The organism is Rathayibacter sp. VKM Ac-2926, from assembly GCF_022815565.1.
GTDB lineage: Bacteria > Actinomycetota > Actinomycetes > Actinomycetales > Microbacteriaceae > Rathayibacter > Rathayibacter festucae.
In genome coordinates this window covers 301,054-321,048 of the sequence record NZ_JALGRS010000001.1, presented here as the reverse complement: position 1 = coordinate 321,048, position 19,995 = coordinate 301,054, and the positions used below count along the sequence as shown (strand labels likewise).

Here is a 19,995-nt window from a genome sequence, read left to right as displayed (position 1 = left end):
CAGGAGTACCACCATGCCCACGAACCCCCTCGGAGTGCACGCCCTCGTCTTCGCCGGCGGCACCACGCCCGCCGAAGTGACGAGCACGATCGAGCAGACGAAGGCCGCCGGATTCGACCTGCTGGAGCTCTCGCTGCACGACGTCGAGAACCTCGACACCGCCTCCGCCCGCGCCGCCCTCGAGGCGAACGACCTCGGCATCGTCTGCTCGCGCGGCCTCGCGTTCTCGGCCGACGTCTCCAGCGACGACCCGGAGGTGGTCGCCCGCGGCGCGAAGCTGCTCGCCGACTCTCTCGAGACCACCCACGCGCTCGGGGGCACGCACTTCACCGGTGCGCTCTACAGTGCGCTCGGCAAGTACAGCGCGCCGCTGTCGACCGCGGGCCGCGCCAATGTGGTCTCGGTGCTGACGGACCTCGCCGCGGAGGCCGCCGGCAAGGGCATGACCCTCGGTCTCGAGATCTGCAACCGCTACGAGACCAACGTCATCAACACCGCCGCCGAGGCGCTGCGGCTCGCCGACGACATCGGCGCAGACAACGTCCTGATCCACCTCGACACGTACCACATGAACATCGAGGAGGACGACTTCTTCCGCCCGGTGCTGCTCGTCGGCGACCGCCTCGGCTACGTGCACATCGGCGAGAACCACCGCGGCTACCTCGGCAGCGGGCACCTCGACTTCACCAGCTTCTTCCACGCCCTGGCGGCCATCGACTACCGCGGGCCGATCACCTTCGAGTCCTTCTCCTCGGCCGTCGTCTCGCCGACGCTCTCGAACGACCTCGCCGTCTGGCGGAACCTCTGGAACGACGGCCCCGCCCTCGCCCGGCACGCGCACGCGTTCCTCGTCAACGCGCTCGAGGGCACCCGTGGCGACGCCTGACCTCGACGAGCTGGCCCGCCGGGCGCTCGCGCTCCGCAGGTCCGGCCGGCGAGCGGTCCTCGCCCTCGCGGGCAGCCCTGGCGCGGGCAAGACCACTCTCGCCCGGGCCGTGGTCGCCCGCGCGAACGAGCTGGCGGGGGAGGGGACCGCGGCCTTCGTGCCGATGGACGGCTTCCACCTGGCGAACGCGATGCTCGACCAGCTGGGCCGGCACGGGCGCAAGGGTGCCGTCGACACCTTCGACGGCTGGGGCTTCCTCGCCCTGGTGCGGCGGCTGCGCGCCGAGACCGACCACGTGGTCTACGCGCCGGCGTTCGAGCGCACGGTCGACGAGGGCGTGGCGGGCTCGCTCGCCGTCCGGCCCGAGGCGACGCTGGTGGTGGTCGAGGGCAACTACCTGCTGGTGGACGACGGGCCCTGGGCGCTGCTGCGCGCGGAGTTCGACGAGGCCTGGTTCTGCGCGACCCCCGAGTCGGAGCGCTTCGAGCGGCTGGTCGACCGGCACGTGTCCTTCGGCCGCGCTCCGGAGGCGGCGTCGGCCTGGGCGGCGGACGTCGACGGCGCGAACGCCGTCCTGATCGAGGCGACCCGCGATCGGGCGGATCTCGTCGTCTCGGGCACGGCGGCGGGGGTGCTGCCGGCGGTCCCGAGCGCCTAGGACGCCGGGACCAGGTTCCAGCGCGCCGTCAGCAGCTCGACGCCCTTGTCGAACGTCGTCGACCACGCCGTCGCGTCGTGCGCGCTGTCCGGCACCTCGAGGTAGGTGGTGTCCATCCCGGCGGCCTGCGCGGCGGCGTGCAGGGTCTGCACTCCGGCGAGGAACGAGGTGTCGTTCGCGCCGACGCCGAAGACCGCGAACGAGTCCTTGTAGGGCGCGTTCTTCGCGAGGATCGCCGCGGGCTTGGCCGCCTCGTACGCCGCCGCGTCACCGCCGAAGCCCTGCTGGATGGTGGTCGCGTCGTCGCCGAGCGTCGGGGCGAGCTCGCCGGACGCGTCGACGATGTTGCCGAAGAGCTGCGGGTAGCCGGCGCCGAGCTGGATCGCGCAGGTGCCGCCCTGCGAGAGGCCGCCGATCGCCCAGTCGTGCGCGTCGCCGAGGACCGGCAGGTTGGCGCGGATCCAGTTCGGCACGTCGACGGTGAGGTAGGTCGCGGACTTCCCGAGCGGCGAGTCGACGCACATCGGGTTCGCCGTCGGATCGCCGAGCTGGTCGGGCGAGACCACGATCGGGGCGAGCCCGGCGTGCGCGGCCGCGTAGGTGTCCAGGGTCTGCTGCAGGTGCTCGACCGCGAGCGGGTCGGACGGCGAGCCCGGCTGGCCGGAGAGCATCACCATCACGGGCAGCAGCGGCGGGTTCTCGGTCAGCGCGGCCGGCGGGAGGTAGACGACGGCGTCGCGAGCGGGGAAGCCGGACTGCGTCGCGGGGATCGCCACGTTCGTGACGCTGCCCGCGGTCGGCATGCCCGCCGGGGCGGTCCAGGTGTCGAGCGAGGCGTGGTCGCCGGCGGGTGTCGCGATCGGCTCGGCCACCGTCGGGTAGGCGCTGATGCCGAGGAGGCTGCGGACGGTGGGGTACTGGCCGAAGTCGATGTTGACGGTCATCGCCGCGGTCGCCACGACGAGGACCCCGACGAGCGCCGAGGCCAGCACCCGCCGTCTGCGCCGGTGCGCGAGGGCGTGGCCGAGGGCGAGCAGCGCCACGGCGAGTCCGCCCAGGCCGAGCCCGATCCAGACGCGGGTGACGGGCGTGAAGTCGACGCCGAAGGGGCCGCCGGTGCCGCCGAGCAGACCGCCGAGCGCCCAGCCGACCAGCAGGCCGAGGAGCAGGACGGCCGCTGCGAGCGCCAGGCGGCGGCGGCGGCCGCGGCGGGCCGAGCGCGCGAAGGCGAGGACCAGCAGGAGCAGCGCGAGACCCGAGACCGCGTAGACGGTGATCACCACCGGACCGGAGACGAGGCTGAGCCCGAGGAGTGTGTTCATGGGTCGATCCGGTCGTCGAGGGGCGGGGTCGCGCGGGGCGCGGCGGCGGTCAGTCTGGCGCCGACGTCTGGGTGCGGTCTGGATGATCGCTGGACGGATCGAGAGGCGGGCGGGGCTCCTCCCCAGGCGCTCGTTCTGCGATGCTCCCACCGACCGGGCGCAACCCCGCGCGGCGCGCCTCCGCTGCCGCCTACCGTGGAGATGCAGCAAGCCGCCTCCGGCGCCCTCACGAAGGAGCTCGACCATGACGCAGAACCCCCGCACCCCCGCCTCCGGAGCCCGCGCATGAGCCGCGGCGTCGCCGTCGTCACCGGTGGCACCGCCGGTCTCGGCCGCGCCACCGTCCGCGAGCTGGCCTCGCGCGGCTGGGACGTCGCCGTGCTCGCCCGTGGTGAGGACGGACTCGCGGCCACGCTGGCCGAGATCGAGCAGGCCGGCCGCCGCGGTCTGACCATCCCGACCGACGTCGCCGACCGCGAGGCGGTCGAGTCGGCGGCCGACCGCATCGAGGCCGAGCTCGGGCCGATCGAGCTCTGGGTCAACGACGCGATGGTCGGCGTCTTCGGCGAGTTCCTCTCGACCGACCCGGCCGACTTCGAGCGCGCCGTCGCGGTGAACTTCTTCGGCTTCGTCAACGGCACCCGCGCGGCGCTCTCGCGGATGACCCCGCGCGGCCGCGGCCACGTCATCCAGGTCGGCTCGGCGCTCGCGCACCGCGGCATTCCGCTCCAGGCCGCGTACTGCGCCTCGAAGTTCGGCGCCCGCGGCTTCACCGAGGCGGTCACCGCCGAGCTCCTGCACTCCAAGAGCAGGATCAAGCTGTCCGAGGTCGACATGCCCGCGCTCAACACCATCCAGTTCAACTGGGTGAAGTCGCAGCTGCCGCACCACCCGCAGCCGGTGCCGCCGATCTACGAGCCCGAGGTCGGCGCGATCGCGATCGCCGACGTCGCCGACAAGCCGCGCCGCCGCACCTGGGTCGGCGAGCCGACGGCCGGCACCATCCTCGGCGACCGCTTCGCCGGCGCCTTCATGGACTGGTACCTGGCCCGCAGCGCCTTCGACGGACAGCAGGCGCCGGACAAGAAGGAGCCGATGCTGCCGAACAACGTCTACGAGCCGGTCCCCGGCGACCACGGCGCCCGCGGCCTCTTCAGCGACCGCGCGCACACGATGACGCCGCAGATCTGGATGATCCGCCACCGCGCCGCGAGCTACGCCGGTGCGGCCGTGCTCGGCGCGGCCGGCCTGGTCGGCGCGGTCGCGGCCCTGCGGAGGAAGTGACGTGGTCGACGCCGTCGTCGTCGGCTCCGGCCCCAACGGGCTCTCCGCCGCGGTCACCCTCGCCCGCGCCGGGCTCTCGGTCGCGGTCTACGAGCGCAACGAGACCCTGGGCGGCGGCGCCCGGACCGCCGAGCTGACGCTGCCCGGCTTCCACCACGACATCGGCTCGGCCGTGCACCCGATGGCGCTTGCCTCCGGGTTCTTCCGCCGGTTCCAGCTCGACCGTCGGATCGACCTGCGGCTGCCCGAGATCTCCTACGCGCACCCGCTCGACGGCGGCCGCTCGGGCATCGCCTACCGCGACCTCGAGCGGACCGCCGCGGCGCTGGGGCGCGACGGTGCGGCGTGGCGCTCCCTGATGGGTCCGCTCGCGGAGCGCGCCGACCGCGTCGCGGGCTTCACGAACGACGCCCTGCTGAAGATCCCGACCGACCCCTCGGTGCTGCTCCGCTTCGGCCTGCGCGTGCTCGAGCAGGGCTCGCCGCTCTGGAACGCGCGGTTCCGCGACGAGGTCGCGCCCGCCATGTTCGCGGGGGTCGCCGCGCACGCGATCCGGCCGATGCCGAGCCTGTCCACGGCCGCCGCGGCGCTCGCGCTCGGCTCCTACGCGCACGCGCGCGGCTGGCCGGTGCCGGTCGGCGGCAGCCAGGCGATCGTCGACGCGATGGCGGACGACCTCCGCGCTCACGGCGGCACCATCGAGACCGGAGTGGAGATCACCTCGCTCTCCCAGCTGCCGAGCGCGCGCGCCGTGCTGCTCGATCTCACGCCGAGGGCGCTCCTCGCGCTCGCCGGCGACCGCCTGCCCGGCCCGTACGCGTCGGCGCTGGCGATGTTCCGCTACGGCAACGGCGTCGCCAAGGTCGACTTCGCGCTCGACGGACCCGTCCCCTGGACGGACCCGGAGCTCGCCGGGGCCGGCACCCTGCACGTCGGCGGCACCCGCGCCGAGATCGCCGCGGCCGAGCGCGACGTCGTCCAGGGCCGGCACAGCGAGAACCCGTACGTGCTCGTGGCGCAGCCTTCGGTGCTGGACCCGACCCGCGCGCCGGAGGGCAAGCAGGTCCTCTGGGCGTACACGCACGTGCCGCGCGACTCGCCGGCGCACCAGCGCGAGGCGATCACCGCGCAGATCGAGCGCTTCGCCCCGGGCTTCCGCGACCGCGTCCTCGCCGTGTCCTCGATGACGGCCCGCGACATGCAGGCCTGGAATCCCAACTACATCGGCGGCGACATCGCGGCCGGAGCGGCGAGCGTCGCGCAGCTGCTCTCGCGGCCGATCCCCTCCTCCGACCCGTGGCGCACGCCCGCGAAGGGGCTCTACCTCTGCTCGTCCTCGACGCCGCCCGGCCCGGGCGTGCACGGGATGGCCGGCTGGCACGCCGCCCGCAGCGCGCTCCGGCACGAGTTCGGGATCCGGCGGGCGCCCGATCTGTCGCCCTCGCCCGATCGGACCCGCTCGTCCGATCTGGCACCCTGAGGGTCGGGCGGCACGACCCGCCCGACCCCGCCCTCACGACTAGGAGCCCGCGATGTCCCGCAACACCCGCGTCTTCCACTGCCCGCCCGAGTCCGTCTTCGCCGTCTTCGCGTCCGGCTGGCTCTTCCCCTCCTGGGTCGTCGGCTCGTCCCGGATGCGCCGGGTCGGCCGAGACTGGCCGCACGTCGGCTCGAAGCTGCACCACTCCTTCGGCGTCTGGCCGCTGGTGATCGACGACGAGACGACGGTCCTGGAGTGGGACCCGTCGAGCCGCTTCATCATCCAGGCGGCCGGCTGGCCGATGGGCGAGGCGCGCGTCCGCCTCGAGGTGGAGCTGCACCGCGACGGCTGCAGGGTCCGCATCCACGAGACGGCGGTGAAGGGCCCGGGCACGCTCATCCCGAAGCCGCTGCTGCACTCGTTCCTCTGGGTGCGCAACATCGAGACCCTGCGCCGGCTCGCGCACATGGCGGAGGCGGGCGCCAACGGCCGCACCCTGCCGCCGGCGGCGCTGGCCTCGCCGAAGGACCGCGCGGGGCTCGACTCGCCGAAGCACGTCCTGCCGCGGCTGCTCGGAACCGTCGCCTCGATCGCCGTCGGCTCGCTGGCGCTCCGGGCCGTCCTGGCCGTCGCGCGCCGCGCCCGGAGCTAGCGAGAGGCGCCGGCATCGTGATTCTCCGACCTTCGCGGAGTGCCGCTCCACCGCTGGACCTCCGAGCCGCTCAGCCGCGCTCACCGTGTCGAAGGCTCACTGCGCACGGTGGTATTCCGGTGCTTTTCAGGGGGCCTCATGAGTAGGCTTGCCTGCATGGAGATCCTCACCCCCGCTGCTCAGCACGGTCGCACCCTGCGCATGGACATCCATGACATCGCACGCGAGCTCACTGCGGCCCTGGGCCCGACGCTCGTGGCAGGCCTGGCGGGAACGAAGGACCGCAAGCTGCCCCTCCGCTGGGCCAAGGCCGACGGACCGGAGCCGCGCTCGGAGGCCGCCAACCGGCTGATCTTCGCGCATCGTCAGTGGACGCTTCTCTCCGCTGCCGACGGCGACCACGTCGCACGGCAGTGGTTCATCGGAGGGAACCCGCACCTCGGTGAGAGCACGCCGATCACCGCGATCCGCGAGGGGCGCCACAGCGATGTCGCCGCGGCCGTCGAGTCCTTCATCGCCGGAACCGCCGACGCGTGACGGTCGCTCGTACCTGCTCGGTCACCGGACTCCGACTCGTCTCGGACCCGGGAGCGCAGGGGTACCACGTCGGCAAGAGGGTCCACCCGCCGCTGTCGGGGGCTCCTCGTGACGCCGCGGCACGGTCCCGTCACGAGTGGGGGCGCTACGACGTCTTCGGCCAGACGTTCTACCTCGCCGAGACTCGGACGGCGGCGTACGCCGAGGTGCTCTCCGGTTTCAAGCGGGCCAACGGCATCGACGATGCACTCGCTCGAGACGCCGACTACGCCGGGGTCACGCTCGAGGAGTACGTCGAGGAGATCGCGCGCGAGTGGTCCGAGCGAGACTTCATGGGCCTCGGAGCGGTTCCCGCGGGTTGGCGCTACGACCGGGCGATGATCCTCGCCGCGCTCCCGGACTCGGGATGGCTCGTCGACGTCGAGCACCCCGACTCGCTCGCGTCGATCGAGCGCGCGATCGGCACACTCCTCGCCGAACTCCAGGTCCCGCATCTCACCACCGGCACACTGCGCTGCGAGGATCGCGCCGTCACGACCCGGATCGCCGAGCATCTGCATGGACTGACACTCGACACCGGCGGGACACCGCTCGGCGTCCACTTCGGCAGCAAGCACGGCGCCGCGTGGTGCAGAGCGCTCTGGCTCGACCACCCCCACGCGCACCGTGTGCTCGTGCGTGCCGTCGAGCCCGTCCTCGTCACCGATGACGACCTCAGGACAGTCGCGGATCGCTTCCGCATCCGGATCTTCTGACGAGGAGCCGCCCCGCCCCGCTCAGACGATGCGCTCGACGAGCCGCACGTGGTGGACGGCCACGCGCGTCGGCTCGCCGGCGAAGGCGGCCTCGCGCTCGGGGGAGGCGAGGTAGGCCTTCTCGATCTCGGCGAACGCCTCCGCGTCGCCCGGGGTGCTGACGGCCCAGACGAACTCGTTCACCTCGCGGTCGGCGTAGGCGAACTCGATCGTGAAGCCGTGCGCGGCGCGGGCGGGGATGATCTTCGCGCGGTACCAGGCCAGGAAGTCGTCCATCACCCCGTCGACGAGCTCGTAGCGGCGGAGCTGGACGGTGCGGTTCTCGGAGTCGCTCATGCCCTCGACGGTACCGGGCCCGGATGCGGTGGAGGCGGAGTCGCTGCCGGGCCGCGCGCTACGCTCGCCCTTGTCGTCCCGGCGCCCGCCCCGCCGCACCCGTCCCCGCAGGAGGCCGCCCTGGATCCCCGCCGTCAGCGCGCGATCGCCCTCCTCGTCGCGGGCTGCTTCTTCATGGAGAACCTGGACGCGACGATCGTCACCACCGCCGCGCCCGCGATCGGCGCCGACCTGGGCGTCGACTCCGCCGCCGTCGCGATCACCGTCACCGCGTTCCTGCTCACCGTCGCGGTGCTGATCCCCGCCTCCGGCTGGCTGAGCGAGCGCTTCGGCGTGCGCCGGGTCTTCACGACCGCGATCGCGGTGTTCACGCTCGCGTCGCTGCTCTGCGCGCTCAGCCCGACCCTGCCGCTGCTCGTGGCGGCCCGCGTGCTGCAGGGCGTCGGCGGCGCGCTGATGGTGCCGGTCGGCCGGCTCGCGGTGCTGCGGGTCACGCCGCGGGAGGGGATCATCCGCGCCATCGCGATCCTGGTCTGGCCGGGGCTGGTCGCGCCCATCCTCGCCCCGTTCCTCGGCGGGCTGCTGACGACCTACGCCTCCTGGCACTGGATCTTCCTGATCAACCTGCCGCTGGGCGTCGTCGCCTTCGTGATCGCGCGGCGGATCATCCCGGCCGGCGTCGAGGCCTCACCGCCTCCGCTGGACGTCGTCGGCCTGCTCCTGGTCGCGGTCGGACTCGGCGCGCTGGTCGGCGCGACCGGCTTCGTGACCGGCAGCGGCTCGAACACCGTCGCGCTCGGCCTGGCCGTGACCGGCGCCCTCGTCACCGCCGTCGCGGTCCGGCACCTGCGCCGCACGCCGCACCCGCTCGTGCCGCTGGACGCCTTCCGCTTCTCGACGTTCCGGGTCGCGAACGCGAGCGGCTCGCTCTACCGGGCGACGATCAACGCGGTGCCGTTCCTGCTGCCGCTGCTCTTCCAGGACGCCTTCGGCTGGAACGCGGTGCAGGCCGGCTCGATCGTGCTCGCGCTCTTCGTCGGCAATCTGGCGATCAAGCCGGCGACGACCTGGCTCCTGCACACGGTCGGCTTCCGCGGGGTGCTCGTCGCGGCGAACGTCGTCGGCATCGCCTGCATGGTCGCGATGGCGTTCCTCGATCCTGGTGTGCCCGTCCCGCTGATCGTGGCGCTGCTGGTGCTCAGCGGTGTCGCGCGCTCGGCCGGCTTCACCGCCTACAACACGGTCACCTTCGCCGAGGTGGCGCCCGAGGGGATGTCGGGCGCGAACACCCTCAGCGCGACGACCCAGCAGATCGCCGCGGGCTTCGGCGTCGCCGCCGGCGGCATCGCGCTGGCCGCGGGTGCCGCGTTCGGCCCCGGCCTCGTCCCCTACCGCTTCGCCTTCCTGACGCTCGCCGTCCTGACCCTCGTCCCCCTGATCGCCGCCGCCCGCCTCCCCCACGACTCCGGCAGCACCCTCACGCGCTGACCCCTCCCGCGAGATGCCACTTATGTGCTCGTTCTGCGGCGTGTCGCGCTCATAAGTGGCATCTCGCGGAGGGGATCAGAGGTGCAGGGGGGTCAGAGGTGCAGGGCCAGGCCGTCGAGGATGTCGTGGGCCGTCGTCGTGACCGACGTCACGGCGGGGGAGGCCTCCTGGACGGCGCGGAGGACCTCGGACCAGATCGCGGCGCCGGCGCCGAGGACGTCCTCGCGGCCGGCGCGGACGTAGGGGAGCGCGGCGGTCGCGGCAGGGGAGAGCGCGGCGAGCTCGTCGCAGGCGGCCAGGACGTCGCGGATCGGCAGGGTCGCCTCGAGCGCGTCGCGGTCGTAGGCCTCGAGGCGGAGGACGTGCGCGGTCACCGTCAGGACCGTCGCCGCGACGCCGACGACACTGCGCGTGGCCGAGAGGTCGACGGGGGAGGCGGCCAGCGCCCGGCGGACGTCGGCGCGGATCGCGCTTCGCTGCTCCGCGGTCGGCGCACCCCCGCCGGCGCGGTGGCGCTCGGTGAGCCGGACGCTGCCGACGTCCATCGAGTGCGCCTGCTCCGGAACCGTGCTCCCGACGACCAGCTCCGTCGAGCCGCCGCCGAGGTCCACGACGAGGACGGGCCGGGGCGCGTCGACGGCCGAGAGCGCGCCGCGGAAGGAGAGGGCCGCCTCCTCCTCGCCGCTGATCGTCTCGGGGCGGACGCCGATGATCCGCTCGACCGCGCCGAGGAAGTCCTCGCGGTCCGCCGCGTCGCGGGTCGCGGAGGTGGCGACGAAGCGCACGCGCTCGGCCCCGGCCTCGCGGACCAGCTCGGCGTACTCGCGGGTCACGGCGAGGGTCCGCTCGAGCGCCTCCGGGTCGAAGCGGCCGGTGCGGTCCACGCCGTGGCCGAGCCGGACGAGCTCGGTGCGGCGGAGGACGTCGAGGAGGCGGCCGTCCTCGACGTCCGCGATCAGGAGCCGGAGGGAGTTGGTGCCGCAGTCGAACGCGGCCACGCGGGTGGCGGTCATGCCGACAGTCTGCCCGGCGGCCCCGCCGCTAGATTGGCAGGGACGAGCCGAAGGAGCCCCCGTGCACGAACACCACGTCCGCGTCCACCGCAGCGACGAGGACCTCCCGCGCCACGGGCAGCTCGCCCACGCCCTGGCCGAGGTCGCCGCCGATCCCGTCGAGGTCGAGGCCGAGGTCGCCGAGATGGTCGTCAACCGCGTCATCGACAACGCCGCCGTCGCCGCCGCGTCGCTGGTGCGCCGCCCCGTCGTCGCCGCGCGCTCGCAGGCGCTCGCCCACCCCGCCTCCATCGGCGGCGAGGGCGCGACGGTGTTCGGCGTCGACCCGGGCCGCCGCGTCTCGCCCGAGTGGGCCGCGTGGGCGAACGGCGTCGCCGTCCGCGAGCTCGACTACCACGACACCTTCCTCGCGGCCGAGTACTCGCACCCCGGCGACAACATCCCGCCGCTGGTCGCCGTCGCCCAGCACGCGGGCATCGACGGCGCCCGGCTGGTCCGCGGCATCGTCACCGGCTACGAGGTCCAGGTCGACCTCGTCCGCGCGATCAGCCTGCACCGGCACAAGATCGACCACGTCGCGCACCTCGGCCCCTCGGCCGCGGCCGGACTCGGCACGATGCTCGGCCTCGACGTCGCCGTCATCGAGCAGGCGATCGCCCAGGCGCTGCACACCACCACTGCCACTCGCCAGTCGCGCAAGGGCGAGATCTCGAGCTGGAAGGCGTACGCCCCCGCCTTCGCCAGCAAGGCCGCCATCGAGGCCGTCGACCGGGCGATGCGCGGCGAGACCAGCCCGTCGCCGATCTACGAGGGCGAGGACGGCGTGATCGCCTGGCTGCTCGACGGCCCCGACGCCTCCTACGACGTGCCGCTGCCCGACGCCGGCGAGACCAAGCGCGCGATCCTCGACACCTACACGAAGGAGCACTCGGCCGAGTACCAGGCGCAGGCGCTGATCGACCTGGCGCGCCGCCTGCACCACGCGCACCCCGAGGCCGCCGACCCCGAGCGCGTCGAGCGGATCGTCCTGCACACCTCGCACCACACCCACTACGTGATCGGCTCGGGCGCGAACGACCCGCAGAAGTACGACCCGACCGCCTCGCGCGAGACGCTCGACCACTCCGTGCCGTACATCTTCGCGGTCGCGCTGCAGGACGGCGCCTGGCACCACGAGCGCAGCTACGCCCCCGAGCGCGCCGCCCGCCCCGACACCGTCGCACTCTGGCAGCGCACGACGACGGAGGAGGACGCGGAGTGGACCAGCCGCTACCACTCGACGGACCCGGCGGAGAAGGCGTTCGGCGCGCGCGTCGAGATCCTGCTCACCGACGGCAGCACGATCGTGGACGAGATCGCGGTGGCGGACGCGCACCCGCTCGGTGCGCACCCGTTCACGCGCGAGCAGTACGTCGCGAAGTTCCGCACCCTCGCCGCCGACGTCCTCGAGGAGCCCGAGATCGAGCGCTTCCTCGACCTCGCGCAGCGCCTGCCCGAGCTGACGGCGGACGAGGTCGCCCGCCTCACGATCGTCGCGGCCCCCGGCGTCCTCGCCTCCATCGAGTCCCCCCGCGGCCTCTTCTGACCCACGTCCCCCTCCCCTCCCGCGAGATGCCACTTGTGCACGCGACACGCCGTGAAAAGCGTCCACAAGTGGCATCTCGCGGAAGGGGTCAGAGCAGGGCGTCCGTCAGGTGGTCCGGGGTGCCGAAGCGGTGGGCGGTGATCGAGACGGCCTGCTCGCGGAGGAACGGGAGCAGCTCCAGGCGGCCGGACTCGGTGACCTCGTTCGCGTAGACCGCGAGGTCGGGGCGGCCGCCCGTGACCGCGGTCACGGAGGAGGCGTCGGCGCCCAGCAGGCGCACGCGGCCGGCGCCGTGCTCGCGGACCCGCGCCGCGAAGGCGGCCTCGTCCTCGACGGCGACCGCCGAGGCTCCCGACGCGATGGCCGAGACGAGCTGCGGCGGCAGCTCGGTCGCGCTCGAGACCGCCACCCGGGTCCCCGCGGTCGCCGCGGCGACGACGACCTGCGCGAGCGAGCCCACCGGCTCGCCGCCCGCGAGGCGGATCAGCACCGGGGCGTCGTACGGCAGGTGCCGGAACACGTTGCGCTCGGCGGCCAGCCCGGTGACGTCGCGGGCGGCACCCGCTGCCAGAGCCTGCGCCGCGCTGCGGGCCGTCCGCTCGACGGCGTCCGCCTCCGCGGGCGACAGCTCCGCGCGGGCGGCGGCCACGAGCCGGCCGACGCGCGGGTCCTCGACCGCGGCGGTGGCCGTCGACGGTGCCGAGGTCCACGACCCCAGCCCGAGCAGGTAGTCCGGTCCGCCGGCCTTGGTGCCCGGTCCGACCGCCGACTTCTTCCAGCCGCCGAACGGCTGGCGCTCGACGATCGCGCCGGTGATGCCGCGGTTGACGTAGAGGTTGCCGGCCTGGATCCCGCCGAGCCAGGTGCCGATCTCGGCGGGGTCGAGCGCGTGCAGCCCCGAGGTGAGGCCGTAGTCCACCTCGTTGACGAGCGCGATCGCGTCCTCGAGCGTCGCCGCCGTCATGATCCCGAGGATCGGGCCGAAGTACTCGGTGCGGTGGTACTCGGAGCCGCGGCGCACGCCGTCGCGGACGCCCGGGCTCCACAGCATCCCGGTGTCGTCGAGCGCGCGCGGCTGCAGCAGCCAGCGCTCGCCCTCGCCGAGCGTCGTCAGGCCGCGCAGCAGCTTGCCCGCGGCGGGCTCGATCACCGGCCCCATCCGGGTCGCGGGATCGGTCGGCAGGCCGACGGTGAGCGAGTCGACCGCGTCGAGCAGCTGCGCGCGGAAGCGCTTGGAGCGCGCGACCGAGCCGACCAGCACGACGAGCGACGCGGCCGAGCACTTCTGGCCGGCGTGGCCGAAGGCGCTCGCGACGACGTCCTTCACGGCGAGATCGAGGTCGGCGGAGGGCGTGACGATGATCGCGTTCTTGCCACTGGTCTCGGCGAGCAGCGGCAGGTCGTGCCGGAACGAGCGGAACAGCTCGGCCGTCTCGTAGGCCCCGGTGAGGATCACCCGGTCCACCGAGGGGTGCGCGACGAGGTCGGCGCCGAGCTCCTCCTCGGGCAGTCGGAGCAGCAGCAGCGCCTCGCGGGGCACGCCGGCGGCCCAGAGCGCCTCGGCCAGCACGGCGCCGCAGCGCGCGGTCGGCCCGGCGGGCTTCAGCACCGCGGCCGAGCCGGCGGCCAGCGCGGCGAGCGCACCGCCCGCGGGGATCGCGACCGGGAAGTTCCACGGCGGAGCGACGAGCGTCAGCTGCGCGGGGTGGAAGACCGCGCCGTCCACCGAGTCGAGCTCACGGGCCTGCTCGGCGTAGTAGTGCGCGAAGTCGATCGCCTCGGACACCTCCGGATCGCCCTGGTCGATCGTCTTGCCGGCCTCGGCGGCCATCACCTCGAGCAGCTCGCCGCGGCGCGCCTCGAGCTCGTCGCCGGCGCGGTGCAGGATGCGCGCCCGCTCGTCGGCGGGCAGGGCCCCCCACGCGGAGCCGGCGGCGCGGGTCGCGGCGAGGGCCGCCTCCAGCTCCTCGCGGGTGGCGATCGTCGCGGCCTCGATCGCGTCGACACCGGCGCGGGAGGAGGGCACGCGGGCGAGGATCTCCTCGGCCCAGGCGCGGTTCGCCGCGACGGACGGGTCGGTGTCCGGGGTGCTGCGGAAGTCGCCGAAGCCGGGGCGGCCGGTCGCGGCGAAGCGGTCGGCGACCCGGTGCGCGGGCGGCACCGCTCCGTCGAGCGCGCTGACGGAGGCGCGGAAGCGGGCCTCCTCACGGGCGAACAGCGCGGGCTGCGCCTCGAGCTCGAAGACGGCCGACATGAAGTTGTCGCTCGACGCGCCCTCCTCGAGCCGGCGGATCAGGTAGGCGATCGCGACGTCGAACTCGGCGGGCGAGACGACCGGCGTGTAGAGCAGCAGCGAGCCGACCGCGCGGCGCACCGCCTCCGCCTGGCCCTGCGCCATGCCGAGCAGCATCTCGTACTCGATCCCCTCGCGGACGCCGCGCTCGCCGGCCAGCAGCCAGGAGTACGCGACGTCGAAGAGGTTGTGGCCGGCGACGCCGACCCGCACGTTCCGGATCCGGTCCGGGTGCAGCGCGTAGTCGATGACGCGCTTGTAGTTGGTGTCGGAGTCCTGCTTCGTCGACCAGGTCGCGAGCGGCCAGCCGTGCACGGACGCCTCGACCTGCTCCATCGGAAGGTTCGCGCCCTTGACCAGGCGCACCTTGATGCCGGCGCCGCCGCGGGCCCGGCGCGCGGCGCTCCACTCCTGCAGTCGGATCATCGCGGAGAGCGCATCGGGCAGGTAGGCCTGCAGCACGATGCCCGCCTCGAGGCCGAGGAACTCGGGCCGGTCGAGCAGGCGGGTGAAGACCGCGATGGTGAGATCGAGGTCCTTGTACTCCTCCATGTCGAGGTTGACGAACTTCTGCGGCGTCGCGGCGGCCGCGCGCGTGAAGAGGGGAGCGAGCTCCTCGACGATGTCGTCGACCGCGGCGTCGAACGCCCACGGGTTGTGCGGGGCGACGGTGGAGGAGACCTTGATCGAGACGTAGTCGACGTCGTCCCGCGCGAGCAGGCGGTGGGTGCCCTCGAGGCGGCGCTGCGCCTCCTTGCGGCCGAGGACCGCCTCGCCGAGCAGGTTCATGTTCAGCCGGACGCCGTCGCGGCGGATCTTCGCGATCGCCGGGCCGAGGCGCGAGTCGGTCGCGTCGATGATGAGGTGGCCGACCATCTGCCGCAGCACCCGGCGCGCGATCGGCACGACGATGTCGGGGAGCAGCGGGGCCACCGCGCCGCCGAGGGCGACCGCGCCGCGCATCGGGGCGGGGAGGAAGCGCGGGACGCCGCCGGCGATCGAGCGCAGCGCCGCGGCGGCGACCTTCGTGTCCTCGGGGCGGACGACGCCGTCGACGAAGCCGACCGTGAAGTCGAGGCCGGTCGGGTCCTTCAGCACGCCGGCGAGCTGGGCGCCGGAGGCGTCGACCGGGACGTCGGCGGCGTCGCGCAGCCACTGGCGCACCAGCGCGACGCTCGCGTCGACGAGGCCGGGGTCGACGCTGTCGGGGGCGGGGCCGGAGTGACCGGCGGGACCGGCGTGACCGGCGGCGTCGTCGGAGGAGGGACCGGTGGAGCGGGCAGGCGCGGCGAGATCCGTCATGACGTCAGTATCCGACCGGGGTACCGTTGAGCAGAAGCGACCGTTCCTTACCGGTACCGGTCACTCCTCCTTACTGATCAGCTCTGCCGAATCGAGGTCGCCCGTGCTCGACGTCCGCCGCCTGGTGCTGCTGCGCGAGGTCGCCATCCGGGGCACGCTCGCCGCCGCCGCGGAGGCCCTCGCCTACAGTCCCTCCGCCGTCTCGCAGCAGCTCACCGTGCTCGAGCGCGAGACCGGTGTCGAGCTGCTGCGCAAGGTCGGGCGGCGGGTGCAGCTCACCCCGCAGGCCGAGATCCTGGTCGCGGCGGCCGGCGAGGTGCTGGCGCTGCTCGAGCGGGCGGAGGCGGCGCTCGCCGCGTCGGGGGAGTCGGTCACCGGTCGGGTGCGGGTCGCGGTGTTCCAGTCCGCGGCCCTGGCGCTGATGCCGGGCGCGCTGCACTCGATCGCCGAGCGGGCGCCCGAGGTGCGGGTCGAGATGGTGCAGCGCGAGCCGGAGGGGGCGCTGCACGAGACCTCCTGGGCGCGCGAGTTCGACCTCGTCGTCGCCGAGCAGTACCCGGGCCACTCGGTGTCCTGGCTGCCGGGCCTGGTGCGCAGCGACCTCACGACCGATGCGATCCGGCTCGCGGTCCGCCACGACTCCGCGGTTCGCGACCTGCAGAGCGCGCGCGACGCCGCCTGGGTGATGGAGCCGCGCGGCACCGCGAGCCGGCACTTCGCCGAGCAGACCTGCCGGGTCGCCGGCTTCGAGCCCGACGTGCGCTTCGAGACCGCGGACCTCCAGGCGCAGATCCGCCTCGCCGCCTCGGGCAACGCGGTCGCGTTGATGCCCGACCTGGTCTGGGCCGGCGGCGAGCCCGACTGCCGCCTGCTCGAGCTGCCCGGCCGCCCCCGCCGCACCATCTTCACGGCCCAGCGCGAGGCGCAGCTCGCCTCGCCCGCCGTCCGCGTCTTCCGCGAGTGCCTCGCCGAGGTCGCCGCCCACTACGCCTGACCCGCGCGTCCCCCTTCCCTCCCGCGAGATGCCACTTGTGCACGCTCTCCTCGGCGTGTCGCGTGCACAAGTGGCATCTCGCGGGAGGTGCTCACCGGGGGGGTGTGGCACGGACGGGGGACTGCTCGTGGCGGAGGGGGTGCGCTTGGCTGGCCGCACAGCGCCATGACAGCGCTACCACTCCGCCGGATCGAGGCGCACTCCGCCTCCTGATCGAAAGGACCGCCGTGTCCTCGTCCTCCACCCCCACGCCCGGACCGTCCCGCCGAACCGTGAGCGCAGCGGCGGTGTGGAGCGCTCCGGTCGCCGCCGCGGTGATCGCGGCGCCTCTCGCTGCCGCTTCCACCGCCGCCCTCTGCGACAGCGCGGTCGCCTTCAGGCGGACCAGCAACGCCGGCGGCGACACCGCGGTGCTCCTGGCGCCCAGCTCCTCCGGCGCGGTGTCCACCGTGCGGATCACCTCGGTGCTCGCTCCCGGCACCACGACGACGACGCAGGGTCAGAGCTTCAATCTGACTCAGAGCGGACTCGGATGGGGCGCGGTGACCGGGGAGACCGACCTCGAGAGCACCGAGGTGCAGTACTCGGGCACCGCGCCGAGAAGCGCGCTGGTCCTGAATCAGCGGCGCGAGGGCCCGGCCACGACCCTTCCCAGTCCGGGATCCGACTCGCAGACCCTGACCTTCCAGTTCTTCGATCCGCAGGGGCGGCTGTTCGATCCGGTCGATCTCCAGTTCGAGTTCTACGACTTCACCTCGCAGGACCGGCAGGCCTGGCAGCCGGATCACTGGGACGCGATGGGCTTCAGTGTCGCGCCGACGACGATCGTCCAGGACGGCCTCTTCGCGGGGACCGGTGCCGGCACGCTCGCCGACCCGTACCGTCGCGTCGAGGGAGACGTCTCGACCATCGCGTACTTCAAGAACGACGTCTTCGTCTTCGACGTCTTCCCCTCCGGGAGCACGCTCACCTACACCCAGCACGAGGGCAGACAGGGCTGGCACGGGGTCTTCCTCACCGACCTCCGGTTCCGCTCCGCCGTCTGCTGACCCTCCGCGAGATGCCACTTGTGCACGCTTTTCTCGGCGTGTCGCGTGCACAAGTGGCATCTCGCGGGGAGCGATGGGAGCGTGCGAGGGTGGGGGGCGTGAGTGCGGACGAGGCGCGGATGGTCGAGACGACGGCCGGCGATGCGGTGGCGGGGCGGCTGTTCGCCGTGCAGGAGGCCGAGATCATGAGGCGCTACGGCGGCGACGACCCCGGGCCGCGGCCGCCCGTGGACGCGCCGACGCTGCTGCTGCAGGTCGGGCCCGAGGTCGTCGGCTGCGTCGCGCTCGCCGCCGACGGGGAGATCGGCGAGATCAAGCGGATGTTCGTGGCCGAGTCGGCGCGCGGCCGCGGCTACAGCCGCCTCCTCCTCGCGGGAGTCGAGGAGCTGGCCGTCCGCCACGGCGTGACGCTGCTCCGCCTGGTCACCGGCATCGAGCAGCCCGAGGCGATGGCGCTCTACAGCAGCTCGGGCTACGACCCGATCCCCGGCTTCGGCTACTGGGGCGACGAGCCGGCGACCCGCTGCTACGCGAAGCGGCTCGATCCCGCCGCGGTCATGGGCTGAGCCCGGGCCCTCAGAGCTTGGCGAGCTTCGCGCGGGCGATCAGGAAGCCGCCGTACATCACGAGGCCGGCGCCGATCGCGGTCAGCGCGATGGTCCCGTAGGGCGGGACGTCGAGGAAGCGCAGGGCGCCGTCGAGCCCGGTCGCCCGCCGGGCGTCGCCGGTGATCGCCGCGACGACGAAGAGACCGCCGGCGATGCCGAGGGCGATCCCCTTCGAGACGTAGCCGGCGGCGCCCAGGATCAGCACGGCCAGGCCGCGGCGCCCCGCCGGGATGCGCACGAGCTTGCGGAAGCCGCGCCGCACGCCGATGGCGAGGAAGCCGATCCCGCTGCCGAGGACGATCCCGCCGACGATCGTCAGCACGATCGACCCGGCCGGGCGGGCCAGCAGGTCGGTGCTGATCGCGCGGATGGTCGCGGAGGAGCTCGTCGACCCGCCGAGCGCGAACACCAGCGTCGTCCCGGCCAGCGCGAGCGAGGCGAAGCCCTTGCCCGACTCGACGATCCGCCGCCCCCAGCGCTTCGCGCGGCTCGGATCGCTCGAGCGGCTCTGGAAGGTGAACTGCCACAGCCCGAGGGCGACGAGCGCGACCAGTGCCGCCCAGACGACGACGAGGCCGGCCGGCGACTCGGCCAGGCGCGCGATCGCACCCGACGGATCCGCCTCCTGCGTCGTCTCGTCGCCGAACGCCACCCGCAGCGAGAGGCCGCCGATCAGCAGGTGCACGACGCCGTTGACGGCGAAGCCGAGGCGCGCGAGGCGCCGGAATCGCCGCGTCCGCACCCCCGAGCGCGGCGTCGGCACGCTCACTGTGGACACCGGACCACCCTCCCACGCGTCCAGCCGTGATCCGCGTCCACCCCTGTCCCGGGGAGCCCGGGCGGCGGTGGAATGGAGTCCGGCCCGCGCCGTCCGCGGGCACCTCGAGGAAGAAGGACCGCCATGACCACCTGGCTCATCACCGGCTGCTCCACCGGACTCGGCCGCGCGCTCGCGACCGCCGTCCTCGCCCACGGCGACCGCGTCGTCGTCACCGCGCGCGACGTCGACTCCGTCCGCGACCTCGCCGAGGCGCACCCCGACTCCGCGCTCGCCCTCGCGCTGGACGTCACCGACGACGCGCAGGTGGCCGCCGCCGTCGACGCCGCCGAGGAGCGCTTCGGCGGGATCGACGTGCTCGTCAACAACGCGGGCTACGGCTACCGCGCGGCCGTCGAGGAGGGCGAGGAGGCGGCGGTGCAGCAGCTCTTCGACACCCACCTCTTCGGCACGGTGCGCACGATCAAGGCGGTGCTGCCCGGGATGCGCGAGCGCCGCTCCGGAGTGATCGTCAACCTGTCCTCGATCGGCGCCCGCATCTCGCCGGAGGGCTCCGGCTACTACGCGGCGGTCAAGGCCGCGATCGAGGCGCTCACCGAGTCGCTGCGCAAGGAGGTCGCGCCGCTGGGCATCCGCGCGTTCTCGGTCGAGCCGGGCGGCTTCCGCACCGACTTCGCCGGCCGCTCGCTCACCCAGTCGTCGCAGCCGATCGCCGACTACGCCGAGACGGCGGGCAAGCGCCGCAAGGAGCGCGACACCGTGCACGGCACCCAGAAGGGCGACCCGGCGAAGGCGGCGATCGCCCTGATCGAGGCCGTGGAGTCGGACGCGCCGCCGTCGATCCTGCTGCTGGGCAACGACGCCTCCGACGCCTTCCGCGCGGCGCTCGACGCCCTCCGCTCCGACGTGGACGCGTGGGAGCCGCTCAGCCGCAGCACGGACTTCGCCGACGGGGAGTGAGGGGCGGGGGCGGCG

18 protein-coding genes are annotated in these 19,995 nt (G+C 73.9%); 13 read left to right on the top strand and 5 right to left on the bottom strand.

Features of this window, described 5'->3' with window-relative positions; all coding sequences use genetic code 11:
- Positions 1–13: 13 nt before the first annotated feature.
- Positions 14–886 carry a sugar phosphate isomerase/epimerase gene (locus MT351_RS01585; RefSeq protein ID WP_123701449.1) on the top strand — a complete coding sequence of 291 codons (873 nt, stop codon included), beginning with the start codon at positions 14–16 and terminating at the stop codon, positions 884–886.
- Positions 873–1,544: a nucleoside/nucleotide kinase family protein gene (locus MT351_RS01580; protein WP_123734760.1), complete on the top strand. Its 672-nt coding sequence runs from the start codon at positions 873–875 to the stop codon at positions 1,542–1,544. The genes MT351_RS01585 and MT351_RS01580 overlap by 14 nt, the downstream gene beginning before the upstream one ends.
- Here MT351_RS01580 and MT351_RS01575 read toward each other — a convergent pair.
- A complete protein-coding gene (locus MT351_RS01575) occupies positions 1,541–2,866 on the bottom strand; it encodes an esterase family protein (RefSeq protein ID WP_132435026.1) in 1,326 nt (441 codons plus the stop codon). The genes MT351_RS01580 and MT351_RS01575 overlap by 4 nt on opposite strands.
- Before the next feature lie 285 nt (positions 2,867–3,151).
- On the opposite strand from MT351_RS01575, the gene MT351_RS01570 reads away from it, so the two are divergent.
- The 5 genes from MT351_RS01570 to MT351_RS01550 all read left to right on the top strand — a co-directional run bounded on the left by MT351_RS01570 (position 3,152) and on the right by MT351_RS01550 (position 7,574).
- A complete protein-coding gene (locus tag MT351_RS01570) occupies positions 3,152–4,150 on the top strand; it encodes an SDR family oxidoreductase (protein ID WP_123734762.1) in 999 nt (332 codons plus the stop codon).
- Position 4,151: 1 nt separating this feature from the next.
- Positions 4,152–5,630 (top strand): NAD(P)/FAD-dependent oxidoreductase, encoded by a 1,479-nt coding sequence (locus tag MT351_RS01565; RefSeq protein WP_132435025.1) that lies wholly within the window; start codon positions 4,152–4,154, stop codon positions 5,628–5,630.
- 52 nt (positions 5,631–5,682) lie between these two features.
- Positions 5,683–6,282, top strand: a complete 600-nt coding sequence (locus MT351_RS01560) for an SRPBCC family protein (protein WP_132435024.1) — start codon at positions 5,683–5,685, stop codon at positions 6,280–6,282.
- Between the two features lie 156 nt (positions 6,283–6,438).
- Positions 6,439–6,819, top strand: a complete 381-nt coding sequence (locus MT351_RS01555; RefSeq protein ID WP_123701458.1) for a hypothetical protein — start codon at positions 6,439–6,441, stop codon at positions 6,817–6,819.
- A complete protein-coding gene (locus MT351_RS01550; protein ID WP_132435023.1) occupies positions 6,816–7,574 on the top strand; it encodes a hypothetical protein in 759 nt (252 codons plus the stop codon). Before MT351_RS01555 ends, MT351_RS01550 begins: the two co-directional genes overlap by 4 nt.
- 21 nt (positions 7,575–7,595) lie before the next feature.
- Here the strand turns inward: MT351_RS01550 and MT351_RS01545 are convergent, their stop codons facing one another.
- A complete protein-coding gene (locus MT351_RS01545; RefSeq protein ID WP_132435022.1) occupies positions 7,596–7,910 on the bottom strand; it encodes an NIPSNAP family protein in 315 nt (104 codons plus the stop codon).
- 120 nt (positions 7,911–8,030) lie between these two features.
- On the opposite strand from MT351_RS01545, the gene MT351_RS01540 reads away from it, so the two are divergent.
- Positions 8,031–9,398: an MFS transporter gene (locus MT351_RS01540; RefSeq protein ID WP_279388996.1), complete on the top strand. Its 1,368-nt coding sequence runs from the start codon at positions 8,031–8,033 to the stop codon at positions 9,396–9,398.
- A 92-nt stretch (positions 9,399–9,490) separates the two neighbouring features.
- On the opposite strand, the gene MT351_RS01535 is transcribed toward MT351_RS01540, so the two are convergent.
- The gene (locus MT351_RS01535) at positions 9,491–10,411 is read right to left on the bottom strand and encodes an exopolyphosphatase (RefSeq protein WP_132435021.1); all 921 of its coding nucleotides are present in this window, start codon (positions 10,409–10,411) and stop codon (positions 9,491–9,493) included.
- Positions 10,412–10,472: 61 nt separating this feature from the next.
- Between MT351_RS01535 and MT351_RS01530 the strand changes: the two genes are divergently transcribed.
- Positions 10,473–11,996, top strand: coding sequence for an MmgE/PrpD family protein (locus MT351_RS01530; RefSeq protein WP_243581083.1), 1,524 nt, complete (start codon positions 10,473–10,475; stop codon positions 11,994–11,996).
- A gap of 88 nt (positions 11,997–12,084) precedes the next feature.
- Here the strand turns inward: MT351_RS01530 and MT351_RS01525 are convergent, their stop codons facing one another.
- Positions 12,085–15,591: a bifunctional proline dehydrogenase/L-glutamate gamma-semialdehyde dehydrogenase gene (locus MT351_RS01525; protein WP_132435019.1), complete on the bottom strand. Its 3,507-nt coding sequence runs from the start codon at positions 15,589–15,591 to the stop codon at positions 12,085–12,087.
- A 103-nt stretch (positions 15,592–15,694) separates the two neighbouring features.
- Between MT351_RS01525 and MT351_RS01520 the strand changes: the two genes are divergently transcribed.
- The 3 genes from MT351_RS01520 to MT351_RS01510 all read left to right on the top strand — a co-directional run bounded on the left by MT351_RS01520 (position 15,695) and on the right by MT351_RS01510 (position 18,200).
- The gene (locus MT351_RS01520) at positions 15,695–16,585 is read left to right on the top strand and encodes a LysR family transcriptional regulator (RefSeq protein ID WP_123734770.1); all 891 of its coding nucleotides are present in this window, start codon (positions 15,695–15,697) and stop codon (positions 16,583–16,585) included.
- A 227-nt stretch (positions 16,586–16,812) separates the two neighbouring features.
- Positions 16,813–17,634 (top strand): hypothetical protein, encoded by an 822-nt coding sequence (locus tag MT351_RS01515; RefSeq protein WP_243581082.1) that lies wholly within the window; start codon positions 16,813–16,815, stop codon positions 17,632–17,634.
- Between the two features lie 98 nt (positions 17,635–17,732).
- Positions 17,733–18,200, top strand: a complete 468-nt coding sequence (locus tag MT351_RS01510; protein WP_132435017.1) for a GNAT family N-acetyltransferase — start codon at positions 17,733–17,735, stop codon at positions 18,198–18,200.
- A 10-nt stretch (positions 18,201–18,210) separates the two neighbouring features.
- On the opposite strand, the gene MT351_RS01505 is transcribed toward MT351_RS01510, so the two are convergent.
- Complete coding sequence (locus MT351_RS01505) at positions 18,211–19,020, bottom strand: DUF1206 domain-containing protein (protein ID WP_165908973.1); 810 nt, start codon at positions 19,018–19,020, stop codon at positions 18,211–18,213.
- 123 nt (positions 19,021–19,143) lie between these two features.
- On the opposite strand from MT351_RS01505, the gene MT351_RS01500 reads away from it, so the two are divergent.
- A complete protein-coding gene (locus MT351_RS01500; RefSeq protein WP_243581081.1) occupies positions 19,144–19,980 on the top strand; it encodes an oxidoreductase in 837 nt (278 codons plus the stop codon).
- Positions 19,981–19,995 lie beyond the last annotated feature (15 nt).